This is a genomic window from Corynebacterium sp. MSK032 (assembly GCF_030232065.1).
Taxonomy (GTDB): domain Bacteria; phylum Actinomycetota; class Actinomycetes; order Mycobacteriales; family Mycobacteriaceae; genus Corynebacterium; species Corynebacterium jeikeium_D.
Genome location: NZ_JASPJR010000006.1, coordinates 1 through 17893 on the forward strand (window position 1 = coordinate 1; position 17893 = coordinate 17893).

At 59.5% G+C, this 17893-nt stretch carries 13 protein-coding genes; 6 read left to right on the plus strand and 7 right to left on the minus strand.

The window, feature by feature from the left end; translation table 11 throughout:
* Positions 1 to 390 precede the first annotated feature (390 nt).
* Together QP995_RS04595 and QP995_RS04600 are read right to left on the minus strand one after the other, a co-directional pair.
* The gene (locus tag QP995_RS04595) at positions 391 to 2613 is read right to left on the minus strand and encodes an NADP-dependent isocitrate dehydrogenase (protein WP_049190323.1); all 2223 of its coding nucleotides are present in this window, start codon (positions 2611 to 2613) and stop codon (positions 391 to 393) included.
* A 265-nt stretch (positions 2614 to 2878) separates the two neighbouring features.
* On the minus strand, positions 2879 to 3868 hold the full coding sequence (locus tag QP995_RS04600; protein WP_049171948.1) for a hypothetical protein: 990 nt from the start codon (positions 3866 to 3868) through the stop codon (positions 2879 to 2881).
* 394 nt (positions 3869 to 4262) lie between these two features.
* Here QP995_RS04600 and QP995_RS04605 point away from each other — a divergent pair, with 394 nt between their 5' ends.
* Both QP995_RS04605 and QP995_RS04610 read left to right on the plus strand, forming a co-directional pair.
* Complete coding sequence (locus QP995_RS04605) at positions 4263 to 5573, plus strand: MFS transporter (RefSeq protein WP_016422141.1); 1311 nt, start codon at positions 4263 to 4265, stop codon at positions 5571 to 5573.
* A 43-nt stretch (positions 5574 to 5616) separates the two neighbouring features.
* Positions 5617 to 6573: an exodeoxyribonuclease III gene (locus QP995_RS04610; protein WP_049171950.1), complete on the plus strand. Its 957-nt coding sequence runs from the start codon at positions 5617 to 5619 to the stop codon at positions 6571 to 6573.
* A 28-nt stretch (positions 6574 to 6601) separates the two neighbouring features.
* Here the strand turns inward: QP995_RS04610 and QP995_RS04615 are convergent, their stop codons facing one another.
* Complete coding sequence (locus tag QP995_RS04615; protein WP_284852962.1) at positions 6602 to 9289, minus strand: DUF6541 family protein; 2688 nt, start codon at positions 9287 to 9289, stop codon at positions 6602 to 6604.
* Between the two features lie 190 nt (positions 9290 to 9479).
* On the opposite strand from QP995_RS04615, the gene QP995_RS04620 reads away from it, so the two are divergent.
* The 3 genes from QP995_RS04620 to QP995_RS04630 all read left to right on the plus strand — a co-directional run bounded on the left by QP995_RS04620 (position 9480) and on the right by QP995_RS04630 (position 12150).
* Positions 9480 to 9911, plus strand: a complete 432-nt coding sequence (locus QP995_RS04620; protein WP_016422144.1) for a hypothetical protein — start codon at positions 9480 to 9482, stop codon at positions 9909 to 9911.
* Positions 9912 to 10006: 95 nt separating this feature from the next.
* The gene (trpS, locus tag QP995_RS04625; RefSeq protein WP_049171954.1) at positions 10007 to 11062 is read left to right on the plus strand and encodes a tryptophan--tRNA ligase; all 1056 of its coding nucleotides are present in this window, start codon (positions 10007 to 10009) and stop codon (positions 11060 to 11062) included.
* A 62-nt stretch (positions 11063 to 11124) separates the two neighbouring features.
* Entirely contained in the window at positions 11125 to 12150 is a 1026-nt protein-coding gene (locus QP995_RS04630; RefSeq protein ID WP_070549728.1) for a YhjD/YihY/BrkB family envelope integrity protein, read from the plus strand.
* Here the strand turns inward: QP995_RS04630 and QP995_RS04635 are convergent, their stop codons facing one another.
* Positions 12151 to 13401, minus strand: coding sequence for a D-alanyl-D-alanine carboxypeptidase family protein (locus tag QP995_RS04635; protein WP_180950687.1), 1251 nt, complete (start codon positions 13399 to 13401; stop codon positions 12151 to 12153).
* 156 nt (positions 13402 to 13557) lie between these two features.
* On the opposite strand from QP995_RS04635, the gene QP995_RS04640 reads away from it, so the two are divergent.
* A complete protein-coding gene (locus QP995_RS04640; protein WP_016422148.1) occupies positions 13558 to 14787 on the plus strand; it encodes an adenosine deaminase in 1230 nt (409 codons plus the stop codon).
* Positions 14788 to 14816: 29 nt separating this feature from the next.
* On the opposite strand, the gene QP995_RS04645 is transcribed toward QP995_RS04640, so the two are convergent.
* The 3 genes from QP995_RS04645 to QP995_RS04655 form a co-directional block, all read right to left on the minus strand.
* On the minus strand, positions 14817 to 16058 hold the full coding sequence (locus QP995_RS04645; RefSeq protein WP_070827536.1) for a SatS C-terminal domain-containing protein: 1242 nt from the start codon (positions 16056 to 16058) through the stop codon (positions 14817 to 14819).
* Positions 16059 to 16190: 132 nt separating this feature from the next.
* The gene (locus QP995_RS04650; protein ID WP_049171958.1) at positions 16191 to 17234 is read right to left on the minus strand and encodes a C40 family peptidase; all 1044 of its coding nucleotides are present in this window, start codon (positions 17232 to 17234) and stop codon (positions 16191 to 16193) included.
* Positions 17234 to 17638, minus strand: a complete 405-nt coding sequence (locus tag QP995_RS04655) for a hypothetical protein (protein WP_070429820.1) — start codon at positions 17636 to 17638, stop codon at positions 17234 to 17236. The genes QP995_RS04650 and QP995_RS04655 overlap by 1 nt, the downstream gene beginning before the upstream one ends.
* Positions 17639 to 17893: the final 255 nt, after the last annotated feature.

The window sequence follows — 17893 nt, forward strand, 5'->3', positions numbered from 1 at the left end:
CTGTATTTCGTTCGGCGGGTTTGCTTCACTACTTCTCCTGGTCGAAAGTGGTGATGCATTCACCGCCTGAACCTACCAGGCAATTTTTTGGACAAAAGTGTCATAAAGGTAGTCAGTAACTCATGGGGTGAGGCACTGCGGTGCCGAGTGTCGGGGCGAGCCAAACAGGGGACTGAGTATGGGCGAAGGGTACCGTAAAGCGCCGAAAAGCACTGGATACTGTCAAGACCGTTAAGGAAGTCAGGGCATAGAAAAAGCCCCTCGCGCCATGTGCATCAAATGCAACATGAGCGAGGGGCTATCGCCCGAAACCGGCGGTCAGCCTAGGTCGGCCTAGGCCAGCCTGGGCCAACCAGGCCAACCAGGCCAGCCAGGAGCAAGCAGCTAGTCCTACTTCTTCAGACCGTCGATGATCTCGTTGAACTCAGCGGACGGACGCATAACTGCGGAGGTCTTCTCATCGTCCGGCAGGAAGTAGCCACCCAGATCAGCTGGGGAACCCTGAGCATCAATCAGGGTCTTGGCGATGGACTCTTCCTTCTCCGTGAGAGCCTTAGCGACCGGTGCGAAAACTTCCTTCAGCTCGGAGTTCTCGTCCTGCTTGGCCAGCTCCTGTGCCCAGTAGAGAGCCAGGTAGAAGTGGGAGCCGCGGTTGTCGATTTCGCCAGCCTTGCGGGACGGCGACTTGCCCTCGTCGAGCAGGGTAGCGGTTGCCTTATCCAGGGCCTCAGCCAGGACGCGTGGACGTGGGTCGTCGTCATGCTCAGCGGCGTAGCGCAGGGACTCGGCCAGTGCAAGGAACTCACCCAGGGAGTCCCAGCGCAGGTGGTTTTCTTCCTGAACCTGCTGGACGTGCTTCGGTGCGGAACCGCCTGCGCCGGTCTCGAACAGGCCGCCCCCGGCCATCAGCGGCACGACCGACAGCATCTTGGCGGAGGTGCCCAGCTCCATGATCGGGAACAGGTCGGTGAGGTAGTCACGCAGAACGTTACCGGTTACGGAAATGGTGTTCTCGCCGCGGCGGATGCGCTCGAGGGAGAACTTGGTAGCGGACACCGGATCCATGATGCGGATATCCAGACCCTCGGTGTCGTGGTCTGCCAGGTACTCGTTGACCTTGCTGATCAGGTTGTTGTCGTGCGCACGCTGCGGGTCCAGCCAGAACACTGCAGGGTCGCCAGTGATACGAGCGCGGTTGACGGCCAGCTTCACCCAGTCGCGGATTGGGGCGTCCTTGGTCTGGCAGGAGCGCCAGATGTCACCCTCGGCGACGTGGTGCTCAATCAGAACCTCGCCAGCGGAGTTGATGACCTGCAGGACACCGTCAACCGGAATCTGGAAAGTCTTGTCGTGGGAGCCGTACTCCTCAGCCTTCTGAGCCATCAGGCCGACGTTCGGGACAGAGCCCATGGTGGCCGGGTCGAAAGCGCCATTGGCGCGGCAGTCCTCGATAACAGCCTGGTAGACGCCTGCGTAGGAAGAGTCCGGGATGACTGCGAGGGTGTCGCGCTCCTCACCGTCCGGGCCCCAGCCCTTGCCGCCGTTGCGGATCAGGGCCGGCATGGAAGCGTCAACGATGACGTCAGACGGAACGTGGAGGTTGGTGATGCCCTTATCGGAGTTGACCATGTAAAGGGCCGGACCTTCCTTCAGGTCCTTCTCGATAGCGGACTTGACGGCCGCCGCAGTAGCGTCGTCAAGCTTGTGTAGACCATCGAGCATGGCGCCCAGGCCGTTGTCCGGAGTCAGGTTGGCGGCAGCCAGCTTGGACTCGAACTTCGGGAAAACAGATGGCAGGAAGGCCTTGACAACCTCGCCGAAGATCAGCGGGTCGGAGACCTTCATCATGGTGGCCTTCAGGTGCACGGAGAACAGGATGTTCTCGCGCTGTGCGCGGCGAATCTGAGCGCGCAGGAAGTTGTCCAGGATGTGGACGTTCATGCCCGTGCCGTCAATAATCTCGCCCTTGAGGACCGGCATGTCCTTCTTCAGGGTGATGATCTGGCCGTCGTTAGCCTCGAGCTGGTAAGTCAGCTTGTCGTCGGCCGGCATGACAACGGACTTCTCGTTGTGGCGGAAGTCGTTGGAGGCCATGGTGGCGACGTTGGTCTTGGAATCCGCGGACCAAGCGCCCATGCGGTGCGGGTGCTTGCGGGCGTAGTTCTTCACCGGCTCCGGAGCGCGGCGGTCGGAGTTGCCCTCACGCAGTACCGGGTTAACGGCAGAGCCCTTGACCTTGTCGAACTTGGCGCGGTCGGCGGTCTCTTCCTCGCCTTCCGGCTGCGACTTGTACTTCGGAATGTCATAGCCCTTTTCCTGCAGCTCTGCGACAGCGCGCTTAATCTGCGGGACGGATGCAGAGATATTCGGCAGCTTGATGATGTTGGCGTCCGGCTCCTTGACCAGCTTGCCCAGGGCTGCCAGCGCATCCTCTACCTTCTGCTCGTCCGAAAGACGCTCCGGGAACTGAGCCAGAATGCGGCCTGCGAGGGAGATGTCGCGGGTTTCAACATTGACACCAGCCTGGCTTGCAAATGCCTCCACGATTGGCTTCAGCGAGTAGCTCGCCAGCAGAGGGGCTTCGTCAGTACGGGTCCAAATAATTGTCGCCATAATTCATGTCTCCTATCTGTTTTGTTCCACGATAACCCAGTTTTGAATCTTGGGTTGTGTCGGGGCATAGCGCAAAAACAGTGATAGTGATATGAATAACGCAATTATGTGAGGTAAGTCACGAAATGCGCAATTATTTGTCGCTTATTCGCCGCTTTTCATTCCATTTTTCGCTTTACGACGGCCCCCGCGCTCAAACCCTTCAAATACGAAAAACCGCGCTGGGGTGTCGTGCACGCCGGCGCGGTTGTTCAGGGCAGCCTATTTAGTTCTGTGTATTGTTCGGAGGATTGTTCTGGCCGAACTGGTAGCCCTGAGTGTTCTGAGACTGTGGGTACTGCGGAGCATAGCCCTGCCCCGGGGCCGACTGGGTAGTCCTGACCAGTTTCTGGCCGCGGAACCATGCGCGCATGTCCTTGAGGAACATAAGAACGCAAGCCGCGATCAGCATGGCACCTGCGAGGAAGAGGACTACATCCACCCAGGAGCTCAAGAACAGGAGGGGGATGATGGTCATAGCCAACGCCAGTGGTGCCACGGTGACGCAGAAAAAGATTGGTGCCGTCGAGTCTTCACCGCGGAGGATGGAGTGAATCCAGTATGCGGTCAAGGTGACAAGCATCATTCCCATCAGTAAGAGGACTGGAACAAGAACGAGGGCGGCTGCAGCGCCCATAATGTAGCCGATGTCATCCCAAGAATCACCCAACGATGACTCTAGGCTGCCGAGATCGTTGGCGCCCTGGATGCCGAGCGTGATTGCGTACAGAACTGCGATGATGCCAATCAGAGTTGAAAAACCGACCAAGCCGGTAGTGATTCGGGGGATGAGTGGCATGCGCTGCCACATGTTCTGCAGTGTGGCGTTTGCAGGCAGCGGTGGTACATCCGTGGTCACCGTGGTGGTTACTGTCGCAGGACTGGTTTGAGTTGGGGCGGACCACTGTGCTTGTTGGGTTTGCGTCTGGAACGAGGATTCCTGCGCAGTGGGTGCCGGGCGATTTGCCAGCCCGCGCAGCGTCGCAATGGTGATGGTGGCGTTCTCATCGGCCAGCAAAGCGTCGTATTCGCGACGACGTCCCTCATCGCCAAGCACTTGCAGCGCAGTGAGCTTCTCCTGGAACTCGCCGGAGTACTCCGAGACGCCAGCATCTCGCAGTTCGGAGAGTTGATTAGAAAGATTTGCATGGAGCTCTTCGGTGCTGGCTTCGCTATCCAGCGTCAGAGACTCGTAGAGGTTATAGCGGTCGCCCATAGTGAATCAAGATCCTATCGGTATTGCAGTTCGAAATATCTTTTAAAACAATTTACCCGGTAGCTAGTACGGCAGCATCGAAGACCCGGAGCGCTCGATGGTAGGAAGTCCGTGGCGCTCGGAGGGAATGGTAGTCCTCGGCAAACAATGCCGATTGCAAAATGGTTTAGAAGAACTTGAGTGAGCGACTTCCACTAATGGCCGTAGATGTTATTCCGCGCACAAATACCCGGGGAACAGGCGGATTAAATAGCGAAATTTTTGTGTTGCGGAGTAGAGTCTCATTTTTCCCTTGCGGCTCCCCTCACGGTTTTGCGAACCCGTCTTGGGTCGAAAGTCGAGGGGAACTGAGAGTCCACCAACTGGCGTAAGAAGAGAAAAGGAGACGGTCGCAATGACGTCGTCAAGCGAAGTAACAACCCACAACGACGACCACAAACCGCGTGCGCGTCGTGCGGGAGCGTTTAGCTCGCATCGCCGTCCTGTTCCGGTGCAGGACGACATCTCTGATTTACGCCGAATCTTGGTGATTGTGGCTCTGTCGGTCGGTGCATTCGGCATCGGCGTTACCGAGTTTGTGGCCATGGGCCTGCTGCCTTACATCGCTGATGCCTTCGGACGTGATGAGGATGCCGCAGGGCGCATGATTTCGATGTACGCACTCGGTGTTGTCGTGGGCGCACCGCTAATTACCGTGCTGACCGGCTCGATTCCGCGCAGGCGCATGCTCCTGCTGCTGATGGCGGCATTTACCATCGGCAATGGTGCCACGGTTTGGGCAGGCACACTGGGCTCTTTCGAAGCGGTCATGGTCTCGCGCTTCATTGCCGGTCTGCCGCACGGTGCGTACTTCTCGGTGGCGGCTCTGGTGGCGGCCTCCCTGGCTAAGCCGGGGCAGCGCGGCAAAATGGTGGCCCTGTCAGGAGTGGGGCTGTCGGTGGCGACTGTGATTGGTGTGCCGGCCGCGCAGGTGCTGGGACAGATTTACGGTTGGCGCAGCGCCTTCGCGTTTGTCGCGGTCATCGGGCTGATTGCATTTGTTTCGTTGTGGTTCGCCGTGCCGCATATGAACCGCATGCCGAAGACACGTCCGATGGATGAGCTCTCGGCTCTGGTGACACCGCAGGTGCTGCTGACCGTCGCAATCGGCACCGTTGGTTTCGGCGGCATGTTCGCGGTTTACACCTACATCACCTGGACTATGACTCGCGAAGCGGGCATGAGCGAAAACCACATCTGGATTGTGCTGATGGCCTACGGCATCGGCATGGTTGTCGGTACTTACATCGGTGGCTGGCTCTCCGACCGCATCGGGGAGTGGGGCATCATGGTTGCGCTGGTGCTGATGGTAATAATGCTCAGCGTCTTCTACTTCACCTCACAGAATGCTGTGCTGGGCACGATCAACTTCCTCCTTATCGGCCTGCTGGGATCGGTATTGGTGCCTAATCTGCAGACTCGTCTGATGGATGTCGCCGGTCGTGCACAGACGCTGGCGGCAGCACTCAATCAGGCCGCATTGAACATGGCCAACGCATTCGGAGCGGCGCTCGGCGGTTGGGTCATTGCGTCCGGTTATGGCTACCGCGCACCGGCTTTGGGCGGCGCGACGTTGGCGATGTTGGCTATCTTCATCGCTCTGCCGACCATTGTTCTTTACCGCCGCTCACAGGCGAAGAAGGCCGAGCGCATCGAACTGCGCTAGGGATCTACAAGGCGTAATGCACGCATAGGTAACGTATGAGGGCATGAGCCTTACAATCGCGACAATCAATGTCAACGGCATCCGCGCCGCCGTCAAGGAGCGCAGCGAAACCAACCTGGGATTGCTGGAGTGGTTGAAGCACACCAGTTCCGATGTCGTTTTGCTGCAGGAAGTCCGCGCCACCGACGACCAGGCACGCAAGGCCCTCGCGCCCGCTTTTGATGCCGGATGGCATTGGGTCGGCGCTGAAAACCTGGGTGCAAAGGGGCGCGCCGGCGTGGGCATTCTCTCGCGCTTTCCGCTTAACGACGTCCAGGTGGGCATCGGCTCCGAGGAGTTCGAAGAATCCGGTCGGTTTATCAGTGGTATTGCCCCGGCAGCGGACACCGGCCTGGATGTGGATGTCCAGATTGCCAGCCTCTACCTGCCCTCTGGTGCTGCCCTGAGCGAGAAGCAGGATGAGAAGTACCGCTTCCTCGATGCCTTCTCCGACTACCTGGCGGAACTGGGTGCCAAGGGGCGCGACGGTCACCACGCAGTCATCGGCGGCGACTGGAACATCTGCCACCGCGAACAGGATTTGAAGAACTGGAAGACCAACCGCCGCAAGAGCGGTTTCCTACCGCAGGAGCGTGCCTGGATGGACTCGGTCTTCGGCTGCTGGCCCGATGAGGTTCCCCAGGATTCGCAGGTTCAGGCCAGCGAAAAGGAGCTGGAATCCGGTGCCTTCTCCGATGGTTCTGTGTGGGAGGCCCCGAAGCTCAATGCAGATCCGGTGTGGTTTGATGTCACTCGCCGTCTGCACCCAGAGGCCGACGGCCCCTGGTCCTGGTGGACCTACCGCGGTAAGGCGTTCGATACCGATGCCGGCTGGCGCATCGACTACCAGGCGGTAACCGAACCAATGCTCAAGCGTGCCGTCAGCTCGGTAGTGGATAAGCCTGCCGCCTACGACCTTCGCTGGACGGACCACGCGCCGGTGATCGTGGAGTACGCCTAAACCCGGCATACGCCTAAACCCGAGCGGACTAGTGTGCTCCGAGGTCAGCGAACTCTGGGATCAACTCCGGCTCGGGAGCGGTTACGAGATGCCGGTTCTGCCGCAACATGGAGGCGATGCCGTCAACGATGGCGTCGGCCCATTTGTCCTGCATAGCGGGGTCGGCCAAATCGCGGGTGAGTTTTTCAGCGCCCACCGCTCCCAGCGATAGCGCAATTGTCGGCGCATGCGGCCGCGAACTCTGGTGCACCGCCACTGCCGGCGCCAGGCCGGTGCGAAACTCGGTTGGCACCCCGTTTGTGCTGTAACTGCTGTGCGGATTGAAACCTCGGTACACCATTCCGTCGCGCACACCCGCCGCCAACTGCCAATCGGCAGGAGCATCGTCCTCAGGTTCGAGAGACTTCACCACAGCGGATACCGAAAAGCCACGATCGCCGATGTTATCCCCAGAAAGAGTCTGGCCCTCTGATGAGCGACCGACGATTACGGTGGCTGCGCTCGCCGTGTCGTCGGCAAGCGAATGTGCGCCAACGATTGCGCCGCGCTGACGGAGCTTGTCGCTGGCGCGTTGCACGATGCTGTCGATGTGAGCGGAGGCGTCCTCACTCAAACGCAGTGCGCGAGGCAGGTCAGCGTTGATAGCGCCGATGGCCGCGCGACTGGAATCGACAGTGATGTGCGCGCCGGCGAGCGGATCGGCAGCCTCGTCGGGGGAGGGGATGATCGGCTGGCGCGGAGGCATCCACAGCGGATTGGGGCGCGCCGGGCGGTGTGGGGAACTGTTGACAACAGCGTGCAACTCTTCAGGTGAAAACATCTTGTTGACCGCGAAAATCATCACCGAACTGTCGTGATACACAGGCGTGAGCCCCGGCGCGTGCCATGCCCACGAACGCATCGACAGCGCCTCCGTGCCATCCGTGTTCACACCCGGCGGGGAACTAATGATGTAATGCACGCCCAGTTTTTTCGCCATGGCATCGAATTCCGGATGTGAGCCCAGCAAGTCAACGTTTGTCGGCAGCTTCTTGCTTGCCTCGGCAGTTTTGTCGGAGAAGGAGAAATGGCGGAACAGCGTCGGCAGCCCAGCGATGGCGTACATCCACGCAGAACCGTCACGACGGTCATTGAGGATATGCCCCTCAAACGCATGCGGCTGCTCGGACAGCCAATCAATAGCTTCCATGTCCGCAGCGGTCACAAACGTGCTTCCGAAACTTGCACGAATTGCATCGCGCTGAGCAGGCCCACTCACCCAGGTCGCAGGAACAATCGCCAGTGCCGCCACGAGCCCCATCGCCAGCGCAGGATTCCACGACTTGGCCGGCTGATTTCGCTTTGCGACGATCCACTGCGCCGCAGCCGCAATCGCGACAACGACAGCCGCGACTGCGTAGCCGACCAGCACTGCGCGCAGAATTCCCATAACCGCCTGCATGCGGTACGGCATGTCGTAGAAGAAAGTGCCAATAAACTTCAGATAGGTGCCGAACGGCTCTGACCAACGGGACTGCGCACTATCGGACACCACAAAGAGCAGCCCGAAAACCAGTGCCGGCCACGGAGCCCATGGGCTGTCTGGCAGGCGAGAGACAAGCGCCACCACCAGGCCGATGAGCACAAGAACCAGAACAGTCCGGGAAAAGATGGGCTCGTCAGCATAGCGGGAAAACCCAATCAGAGTTCGCCACAGTGATTCGGAGCGGGAAATCTCAATTTGGCCGGTAAAGCCCGCAACGGATTCGCCTTGCCCCCTCGCGGACAAAGCTGCCGGGAGAGTCATCACCAGGGCGAGCGCGCCGATAATTAGCGTGCGAACTAGGCCACTGACGCTCGGTTGGGTAATCAACCACAAGCCAACAAAGAGCACGGCAGCAATTGCGCCGGCCGGGTGGGTGATAAACGTGCCGACCAGGGCAAGCGCAGCGGGGACAATATAGCCCCGCATGGTCAAAGCCGCAGCAATCGGCAAAGCGGCCACCGCGAGCAGATACGGCATGGAGGAGGTGCGCCAAAGGGCCACCCAAATCTCCGGAAGCATCAGCGTCGCGACGGCAGCTGCGGGACCGGCATAGGCCGCCCACTTAGGACCAACTGCGGTGCGGGCTAGCACCGCAGTTGCTGCGGGAAGAAGCAGCGCCGGGGCCAAGAACGCAAACACGTTGGAATCGAGGAAGACCGAGCCGGGCAGCAGCCCCGCCATGGCATGCCAGCCGGTGGGGTAGAACATTTCGGCCCCGGTCTCCTGATTCATCAGGTCACCGGCCGCGGTGGGCGAGGCTATTGCATGTTCGTCAATGAACCGGAGGAAGTTGGTATGCCAGAGCATGTCCCAGGCTTCGCGGATAGCGCCGGGGCCGCCAGGGACGTCGTTAAGCACGAGCATGGCGCGCATCGAGCCGACTACCGTAACTCCGACGACAATCATCGCGGTGACAACGCCGGAATCGAAGCCGTCTTCGGGCGTTGCTCGGGGGACGAATCTGCGCACCAGATAGCCAATAGCACAGAACCATGCCCACATGCCGGCCACGAAGAGCCAGGTGTAATCCAGCCCGAGCGCGTGAGACAACCATGCGGAAAAACCGGTCACACCCAGCATTAATGGGCCGGCAGATGCCAACGCGAGCGTGGGACGTAGCCCACTGGCCCAACCGAGAACTGCGCCTGGGACCAGCAGGATGAAGACGGCAACCGCAATGGCAGCGAGCATGGGACTCCTGACGGATAAGAGAATTGAATTAGTCCAATAATACCTGTGGGTTAGTTCGGCACTTGGGACGCGAGCGCCTAAGATTTGAAGAAGGACTGATGGGACTTCAGCCGCTGTAAAACCCAAGCGCGAATCTGCGCGGGACTTGAAGCGAGCTCGGTGCGGACCAGGAAAGGAGAGGACATCCCCAGTGAAAAACGGCGAGAGCGATAACAAGCGGCACCAGATGGCCGATTTGGAAGCCATCGCACGGAGTCTGCAGAACGACCCTGGCACTGCTGTCAATGTCCCAGTGGTCGTGACTTCCGGTGTCATTGTTGCGTTTATCGTGCTGTCTTTTGCCTACGCGTGGCCACTGTGGATTTCCCTAGGACTCATTGTTCTGCTGGGAGCCGTGATGGTCGTGTCCTACACCCGCAGGCCACCCGTAGCCCCGCTCGAGTTGACCCAGGGGGAGCGTGAGCGTGTTCGCCGTGTTCTCTCTGAGCACGGCATTCGCCCAGCGATCACGTTGGTGCGCGCACTGTACCCCGAGGAATCGCCAGCCGCTGCGGCGCGCACCGTCAAATTGCTATCCGATCGAATGCTTGTGGAGCAGGGGGACGAGGGGCGTCGGGGCTAGCTTTTGGCAGTCGGTTTCCTGCAAAGCCCGTGGTGTTGTCGAAACGGGTACGTCGTCGACTCTCAACTGCGGGCCTCGCGCTAGACTTATTGGCTATGAGTGAAAGCAAGGGTCCTGAGGCAACTAATCCTGCACCGAGTGCTCGTAAGCAGCGCGTTCTGTCCGGCATTCAGCCGACCGCAGATTCCTACCACCTGGGCAACTACCTGGGTGCATTGAAGAACTGGATTAATCTGCAGGATGACTTCGACGCTTACTACTTCATTCCAGACCTGCACGCCATCACTGTCGAGCAGAATCCGAAGGAGCTGCGTCAGCGCACTATCGCAGGTGCCGCACAGCTGATTGCACTCGGTATTGATCCGGAGAAGTCGGTGCTCTTCGTGCAGTCGCATGTGCCCGAGCACGCGGAGCTCGGATGGGTGTTGACCTGCTTGACTGGCTTTGGTGAAGCCAGCCGTATGACGCAGTTCAAGGACAAGTCCTCTCGTCAGGGCGCGGAACATACCTCCGCTGGTTTGTTCGCGTACCCCATGCTGATGGCTGCCGACATCTTGCTCTACCGCCCGCAGCTGGTGCCGGTGGGGGAGGATCAGCGCCAGCACCTCGAACTGACGCGTAACCTGGCGCAGCGTTTCAACTCCCGCTACAAGAAGACCTTCGTGGTGCCGGATCCACACATCATGGAAGGCTCCGCGAAAATTTACGACTTGCAGGATCCGACCTCGAAGATGAGCAAGTCGGGTGCAAATCCGAAGGGCATTATTAACCTCTTGGACGACCCGAAGGTCTCCGCCAAGCGCATTCGCTCGGCCGTTACTGACAATGACGGAGAGATCCGCTTCGACCGTGAGAACAAGCCGGGCGTTTCCAACCTGCTGGTCATTCAGTCGGCGTTGACCGACAAGCCTGTCGACGAGCTCGTTGCCGGCTACGAAGGCGCTGGCTACGGCCAGCTGAAGGCTGATACCGCAGATGCGCTGGAGGCATTCACCACGCCACTGCGTGCACGCTATGAGGAGCTCATGGCCGATCGTGGTGAGTTGGAACGGATCCTGGCCGAAGGCGCTGACCGTGCCCGTGAAGTTGCCGCCAAGACACTTGCAGATGTGTACGAGCGAGTCGGGTTCCTGAAGGCCGCCAACCGTTAATTCAGCTGTAGACTCTGCGCTTCAGTCTCCGTACCGAAAGCTGGCACGTTAAGGTAGGGGACATGGCAACCTCTACTCAAAAAGATCCGAAGAGAACGGACCGCTATGGCATCGAGCGTGTACACGCCGATGAACCGAGCGCAATCGACCGCCTCCGCGAAAAGTGGGCGTGGTTCGATCACGTTATGCGGATGCAGGAGCGCTACTCCGAGCAGGGCGGTAACTTTTTTGCCGCCGCTGTCACGTACTTCTCCGTGCTGTCGATTTTCCCCCTAATCATGACGGCATTTGCCATCCTCGCGCTTGTGTTGCGTGGCAATGAGCAGCTGCTTGAGCAAATCCAGTCCGCTATCACCGACTCCATCGATGGGTCGATGGGCGACACCATCAACGCAATTATCGAAGGCGCGATCGATCAGGCAGGTGGCGTCTTCACCGTCGGTTTCATTGCCACCCTGTGGTCGGGGCTTGGTTGGATGGGCAACCTCTCCAACGCAGTGACACAGCTGTGGAAGCGCCCGCTAGGCGCTAGCAACTTCGTGATCGGAAAGGTTCGCGACCTGCTGCGTCTGCTGGGCATGCTGGTTATGATCCTGCTGACCTTCGCTGTCACTGCAGCCGGCTCTTCCGGACTGACCCAGTCCCTGCTGGACAAGATTGGTCTGGCTCATGTCCCGGGAATCACAATTATTGCGGGATTGATTGCCATCGCCATTGGTCTCGTCGCCAACTGGCTGCTGTTCTTCTGGATGCTCGCTTTCCTGCCGCGCGGGGGCGCCCCGTTCCGCTCTGCGGCAAAGGGTGCGATTATCGGTGCGATTGGCCTTGAGGTTGTCAAGCAGCTCGGTAGCGTTTTCTTCTCCAACGCCCTGTCGAACCCGGCCGGTGCAGTTTTCGGTCCGGTCATCGGTTTGATGGTCGTTTTCTACCTCATCTGGCGCATAACTATGTATGCCACTGCCTGGACCGCGACGACCGAAGAAGCGCTTGCCGACGAGGAGCTGGATGCACCTGCTCCTGCTGTCATTAACGTCCGTGCGGAAGCGGCCAACCCGTCCGGATTGAACCGCCTGCTCGGTTCGAAATAATTAGCCTCGATCGCGTCTGCCGAAGCGGTAGGTGACCATCGCAATCAATGCGATGACACCTACGATGGCAGCGCTGACAGTAATTTTTAGCCCGGTTCCTGTTGACTCGTTGTCCAGGATATCGGGCAATTTTTCTACCAACTTATCCTCAGTCGCTTCCGCTTCGAGGACACCGACAGAGCTGTCCTGCGGTGCCGCGAAGCCGGCGTCGAGAAGCGATGCCGCCTGCTCCCAGGGGCGCGGTGAATCCTCCACAGTGACGTCGAGAACGATGACGCCGAGACGACGGCCATCGCGCTCAGCCACCCCAGCGAAGGTATGACGGGCATCGTCGGTAAAACCGGTCTTGCCTCCAAGGGCGCCGGGGTAGTCCTGGGCAATCAGCTGATTGTCGTTGGCGATTTCGAAGTCATCGACCTCGAGAGCCTTGTCTCCGGGGATGGTGGCCAGGCGGGTGGCCGAGAGCTTGCGATAAATCTCATTGTTGAATGCGTGCTGGAAGAACAGTGACATGTCGTATGCCGACGTCATCTGTCCCGGAGCATCGAGACCAGTCGGGTTGACCACTCGCGTATCCGTCGCCCCCAACTTCTTTGCCAGGGCATTGACCTTCTCTGTGGTCTTATCCATGCCACCAAGTTCGCGGGCCAAGGCGTGGCCGGTGTCGTTGCCGGAGTTAAGCAGCAGACCAGTCAGGAGCGTTTCTACCGAGTAGTTCACGTCCTCGACGATGCCGACACGAGAGCCCTCCATGTTCGCGTCCTCGAAGGTCGCCTTGACTGGGGTGTCGAGCTTCAAATTCTCGATTGCCTCCATCGCCAGCAGCACCTTAATAATCGATGCCGGACGGTAGCGGCCGTGCGGGTCCTTCGCCGCAAGGACATCGCCGGATTTCAAATCGAACACCGTCCATGCAGAGGCGGAGAGGTCCTTCGGAACGTCAAACCCCTCACCGCTGACAATGCCGCAGGCGGACATCTTGCTACCTCCAGCCAGCTTTTGAGGAACCGGAAGTGGAGCGGGAGATGTTTCGCCGGGAGCCGGAACCTCAGAGGAATCCACTGGTGCTGGTGGAAGGGTCTTGTAGGGGCAGCCCTCCGTGTCACGGATATCAGGTGCGGGACCGACAATCGGGGCGTCGTCGGTAAGCGAGGTGCTCTGCGCCATGGCTGCGGGGGCGGTGCTCGGCAGAAGCAGAGCGCTGGTAGCTAGCAGCGTAACGGCAGATGAGAAGCGGCGAGAGGGAAACATGATGAAATAAGGGTAGTAAAACGTCACCCGAAATGACGTATTCGTCGTGTGTGGATGGGGGAAAACGGGGGAGCGGAAGCCTTTGTACAAAGCAGAATTACGATTCACCGGCAGTGAAGTAGAAGCGGAGGGCACAGTACCGATAGTCTGGCCATTATGACTAATTCTTTGCACAGTGATGCTCAGTCTCTGGACACACAGTCTTCGGCATCGAATCTCGATGAGATGCGCAAGGTTGTCGCCAGCCTGCCCAAGGTACTGCTTCACGATCACCTCGACGGCGGCCTGCGCCCGCAGACCGTTATCGACCTGGCCGCGGACTGCGGTTACACCGATCAGTTGCCCACCACCGACGTGGATGAACTGGAGAAGTGGTTCATTGACACCGGCAACTCTGGCTCGTTGCCGAGCTACCTAACCGCCTTCGCGCACACCTGCGCCGTCATGCAGACCGCTGAGTCGCTGACGCGCGTGGCGCGTGAGGCCGTCGAGGATCTGGCCGCCGACAACGTCGTCTACGCTGAGCTGCGCCTGGCTCCGGAAAACCATTTGGAAAAGGGCCTGGATATGCAGGCTGTCATCGACGCACTGGTCGAAGGCCTGGCGCAGGGTGAAGCCCATGCCGCCGCTGAGGGAAAGCACATCACCGCACGTCTGCTGGTCTGTGCGATGCGCCAGAATGACAATTCCAAGGAAGTCGCACAGCTGGTGATCGACAACTACGGGAAGAACTCCGACGGGTACGTTGTCGGTTTTGACATCGCTGGACCGGAAAACGGCTTCCCACCGGCTAACCATGCCGAAGCATTCACCATGCTGCGGGAAAACCTCATTCCGGTCACCATTCACGCAGGTGAAGACGCCGGTGTGGATTCGTTGCAGGACGCTGTCGTGCAAGGTGCTCGCCGCCTGGGTCACGGCGTGCGCATCTACGAGGACTTCGGTGCTTCCCTCGAGGGCATCGAATGCCAGGAGGTTGCCTCCGCTATTCGTGACCGCCAGATTCCGCTGGAAATCTGCCCGACCTCCAACGTTCAGACTGGTGTCTGTGACAGCGTTGCGGATCACCCGTTCTCGCTTCTCGACGATATGAGTTTCGCCTGCACGGTCAACACGGATAACCGTCTGATTGGTGCGACTTCCATGACCCGGGAGTGCATGGAGTTGGTGGAGAACTTCGGTTACGGCTACAGCGAGCTGTTCGAACTGACCTCGAATGCGCTAAACAATGCATTCGTGGATCTGCCGACCCGCGAGCACATCATGGACACCATTATTTACCCCGCTTACCTGCAGCTTATCGACAACAGCGACGAGGACATCGAAACTGATGTCAACGGTGCGGGTTTCGGTGCCGAAGATGAGCTGAACCTGACGCTGGACTAGCCAGCGCCGGCCAGCTTTGCTGGGAGGAGCTAGATCTTGGTCGTGAACCGAGCGGCCAAGTCCTTCTCCAGCTGCCTCCAGCCCTCGGCCTCATCGTCGTAAGGCGGAACTGGCTCGGACATTTCTCCGGTGTCCAGCAGGAAGTTCAGCAGCCACTGCAGCTGCTGGTTGCCCGCCAGTACCTCGTTCACGGCATCATCTCCAGCCCAGTCAGCGGCGTCTGCGAGTAGCTCGTACGCGCGGGCGAGCTGGGCGGTGTCCACGGCGTTCGGGCCCTTTTCAATGTCCTCGGCCAGACCGGTAAACGAGTACTCATTGTCCTCGTGCACTACGGCCTCCAGTTCACCTGCGTTGGCCGCGGTGATGATTTCATCCCACGTCGTCAGCGCCGACATGTCGTGATGCTTGTGCTCCAGCAGCCAACGCACCATCGTGCGGGGCTGTGAGAACGTGTGAATCTCACCGGCGCTGCCCAGGAATAGCGGGCGACGCCCCATGTAACAACGCAAGGTGTAGAGCGTGCGGCCAGCGATGGAGATCTTGATCGGGTCGATGCCAGCGTTGGCCCACACCGTCTGGTCGTACGGATCGCCGGCGGTCTCCTCTGCGGACTTCTTTTCCTCTTCGCGCTTCTTCTCCGCTGCTTCACGACGCTCACGCTCCGCGGCCTCCGCTTCCTTTAATGCGGCTGCAGCAGCGGTTTCAGACTCTTCATCGATGCTCGGAGTATTTGCGCCGATGGCGTCGATAGCGTCAATGCAATTGTCCCAGTTGGTCAAGATGACATTGCCGATAGCCGACCACTGAGCGGCGCCACTGCCCTGGAAGTGATCAGCACCATTTTGTGTGGCAGCCAGGACAGAGTGAGAGGCGAACATCTGGTTGATCGGAGTGAGATCCGCGATTGCACCAATCGCGCGAGTGATGGCAAGAATGCGATCTGCGCGCGAAACATGGTCGTAGTCGGCCCGGCCGGCCAGAATCTCTGGCAGCCCAATCAGGTCATAGCGGTGGCGTGGCGCCGCGATGGCAGCTCCCGGTAGCTGCTGGTTGAAGTTGCGCCAGCTGGGGTGCTGCGTGAAGTCGTGAGGAGCATCCGACTGTAGGAAAGCCAGGAGCTTTGCCGCCGATGAGAACAAATAGATGTCATCACCGCGGCCGAGCAGAGCCTGCCACTCGGAGCCACCCTCACGCCAGCTTGGAGCCCACAACGTGTAAAAGGTGCCCGAGGTCAGCTCGAGTTCGATAGGAACGATGCCTTTCCTGGCCATAGTTTTCGTCGCAGCCCTTCTGCTTGTCGGTGATTATTAAAACTCAAAAATTGTCATACCTGCAGCGCCCCCACGGGTGGCAAGTTTGCGTATTCCTATCTTAGAAGTTTTACGACGCAGATACCCACCGCACTATCCGGTCGGACGGTAGAACCCCTTAAACGGCATGCCGATGTTGGTCGTACGCACGGGGTTTACCTGCACCGGATCGCCCGCTTCGACCATCTTTCCGTCACCGATGACCATGGCGACATGGCCGTCCCACACTGCAAGATCGCCAGGTAGCAGTTCATCCTGGCTCACCTGTCTGCCGACGGCCTGTGCTTCTGCCGTGCGGGGAATATCAACACCAGCTTGCCCGTAGGCCCAGTGCGTTAAGCCTGAACAATCGAGCGCCTGCCCCGGAGTATTTCCGCCCCAACCATAGGGCGTTCCGACGGCACTCAGTGCAGCCTTCACCGCAGCTTGGGCCTCTGGTGTGGGCGCGCCAGCTCCAGCATCCGCAGGTACCGGCGCGCTGCCCGAATCGGACGACGCCTCCGAACCATCTGCAGCGTCGGTAGCGCTAGCCGATCCTGGGGTGTTCGTAGACGTAGAAGCGAGGGCGGCTTGAGTGGTACCTGGGGCCTCCAACTGTGCCGAGTGAGGTGGGGTAGGGGTGTCCACCGCGGTACTCGCTTGCTGTATCAGCGACTGCACCAGAGGTCGCAGTTCTTGCTCTAGTTTCATGAGCCGCGCAATGGCCTGGGAGATCGCGGAACTGGCCGCTGAGGCTAGGCTGGCGCCGGTCGCGGCGAGACCAGCGGGCCCCGCAGCCGTCGCAGTCAACGAGCCCATGGCGGAAGTGACAAAATCCATGGCGATCCGGGCCAAATCAGTGGCCGCTGACATTACTGAGGCCAGCCCCTTGGCAATGTCACTGTCAATGGTTCCGGCGCGAGTTTCCAAGTCGGCTGCCGCATTTGCAGCCCGTTTGAGACTTGTTCCCGCGGCCCCTGCTCCGGAACCAGCACCATCGCCCCAGTTGCGGTCAACGGAATCTGCCACTGAGCGCCAGGCGGTACTCGCGGCGGGTATTGCGGCCCCGGCAAGTCCTGCCAGTGCGGGTGCGATGGCAGGACTTAGCTGTTGTGCAATCGCGGTGGGGACCTCCGTAAGTAGATTGGTGGGAAGCATCACGCACCGCCCATTCCGCGAGTTGCAACGGCTCCCATTTTCGGTGAGATGGACTGCAGCGCATATGCGCCGGCATCTTCAGCAGTGGACACCGCAGAGACAAGAGCGTTCAGTGCACGAGCAGCGCTGGTGCCGTACTCATTCAGCTCAGCTACATGCTCATGCTGGCGCTGTAGAGCAGTGGCTGCAGCGTGACAGAAGGGCCCAGCAAACGGGACGTCGCCAAGCGAGAGCAGTGCGCTGATGCCCAAGTCAGCGCCGCTGACCTGCTGCGACAACGCGTCAAGGCGCGTGGCATCGGCAGAAATAAGCTCTGGCGCCAGCGTAAAGACTGAGTCATTCCCGCTAGTGGTCGGAGAGAGAAACGATTGGCTGTGGGAACTGTGTGGTGATGGACGGGACAATGTTGACGGCCTCTCTAGGAAATTCGCGTGTGGTTCAACACTCAGTGCTGTGGCTGAACGGCTAGCGGGGTTCGGACGGCGGCTGAGCGGCAAGTGGTTTGGTAGTAAGCGGGCTTACGCAAATGGGGCGCAGTAAAAAGCCCTCGTATTGTTAGGCGCGAAAAAGGCCGATTCGGTTCCATCTTTTTTGGGAACGCGTTTTCAGAAACTTGCGATGCCGGCACCAGAGCGGCAAAAGCAAAGCAATGTATTTTG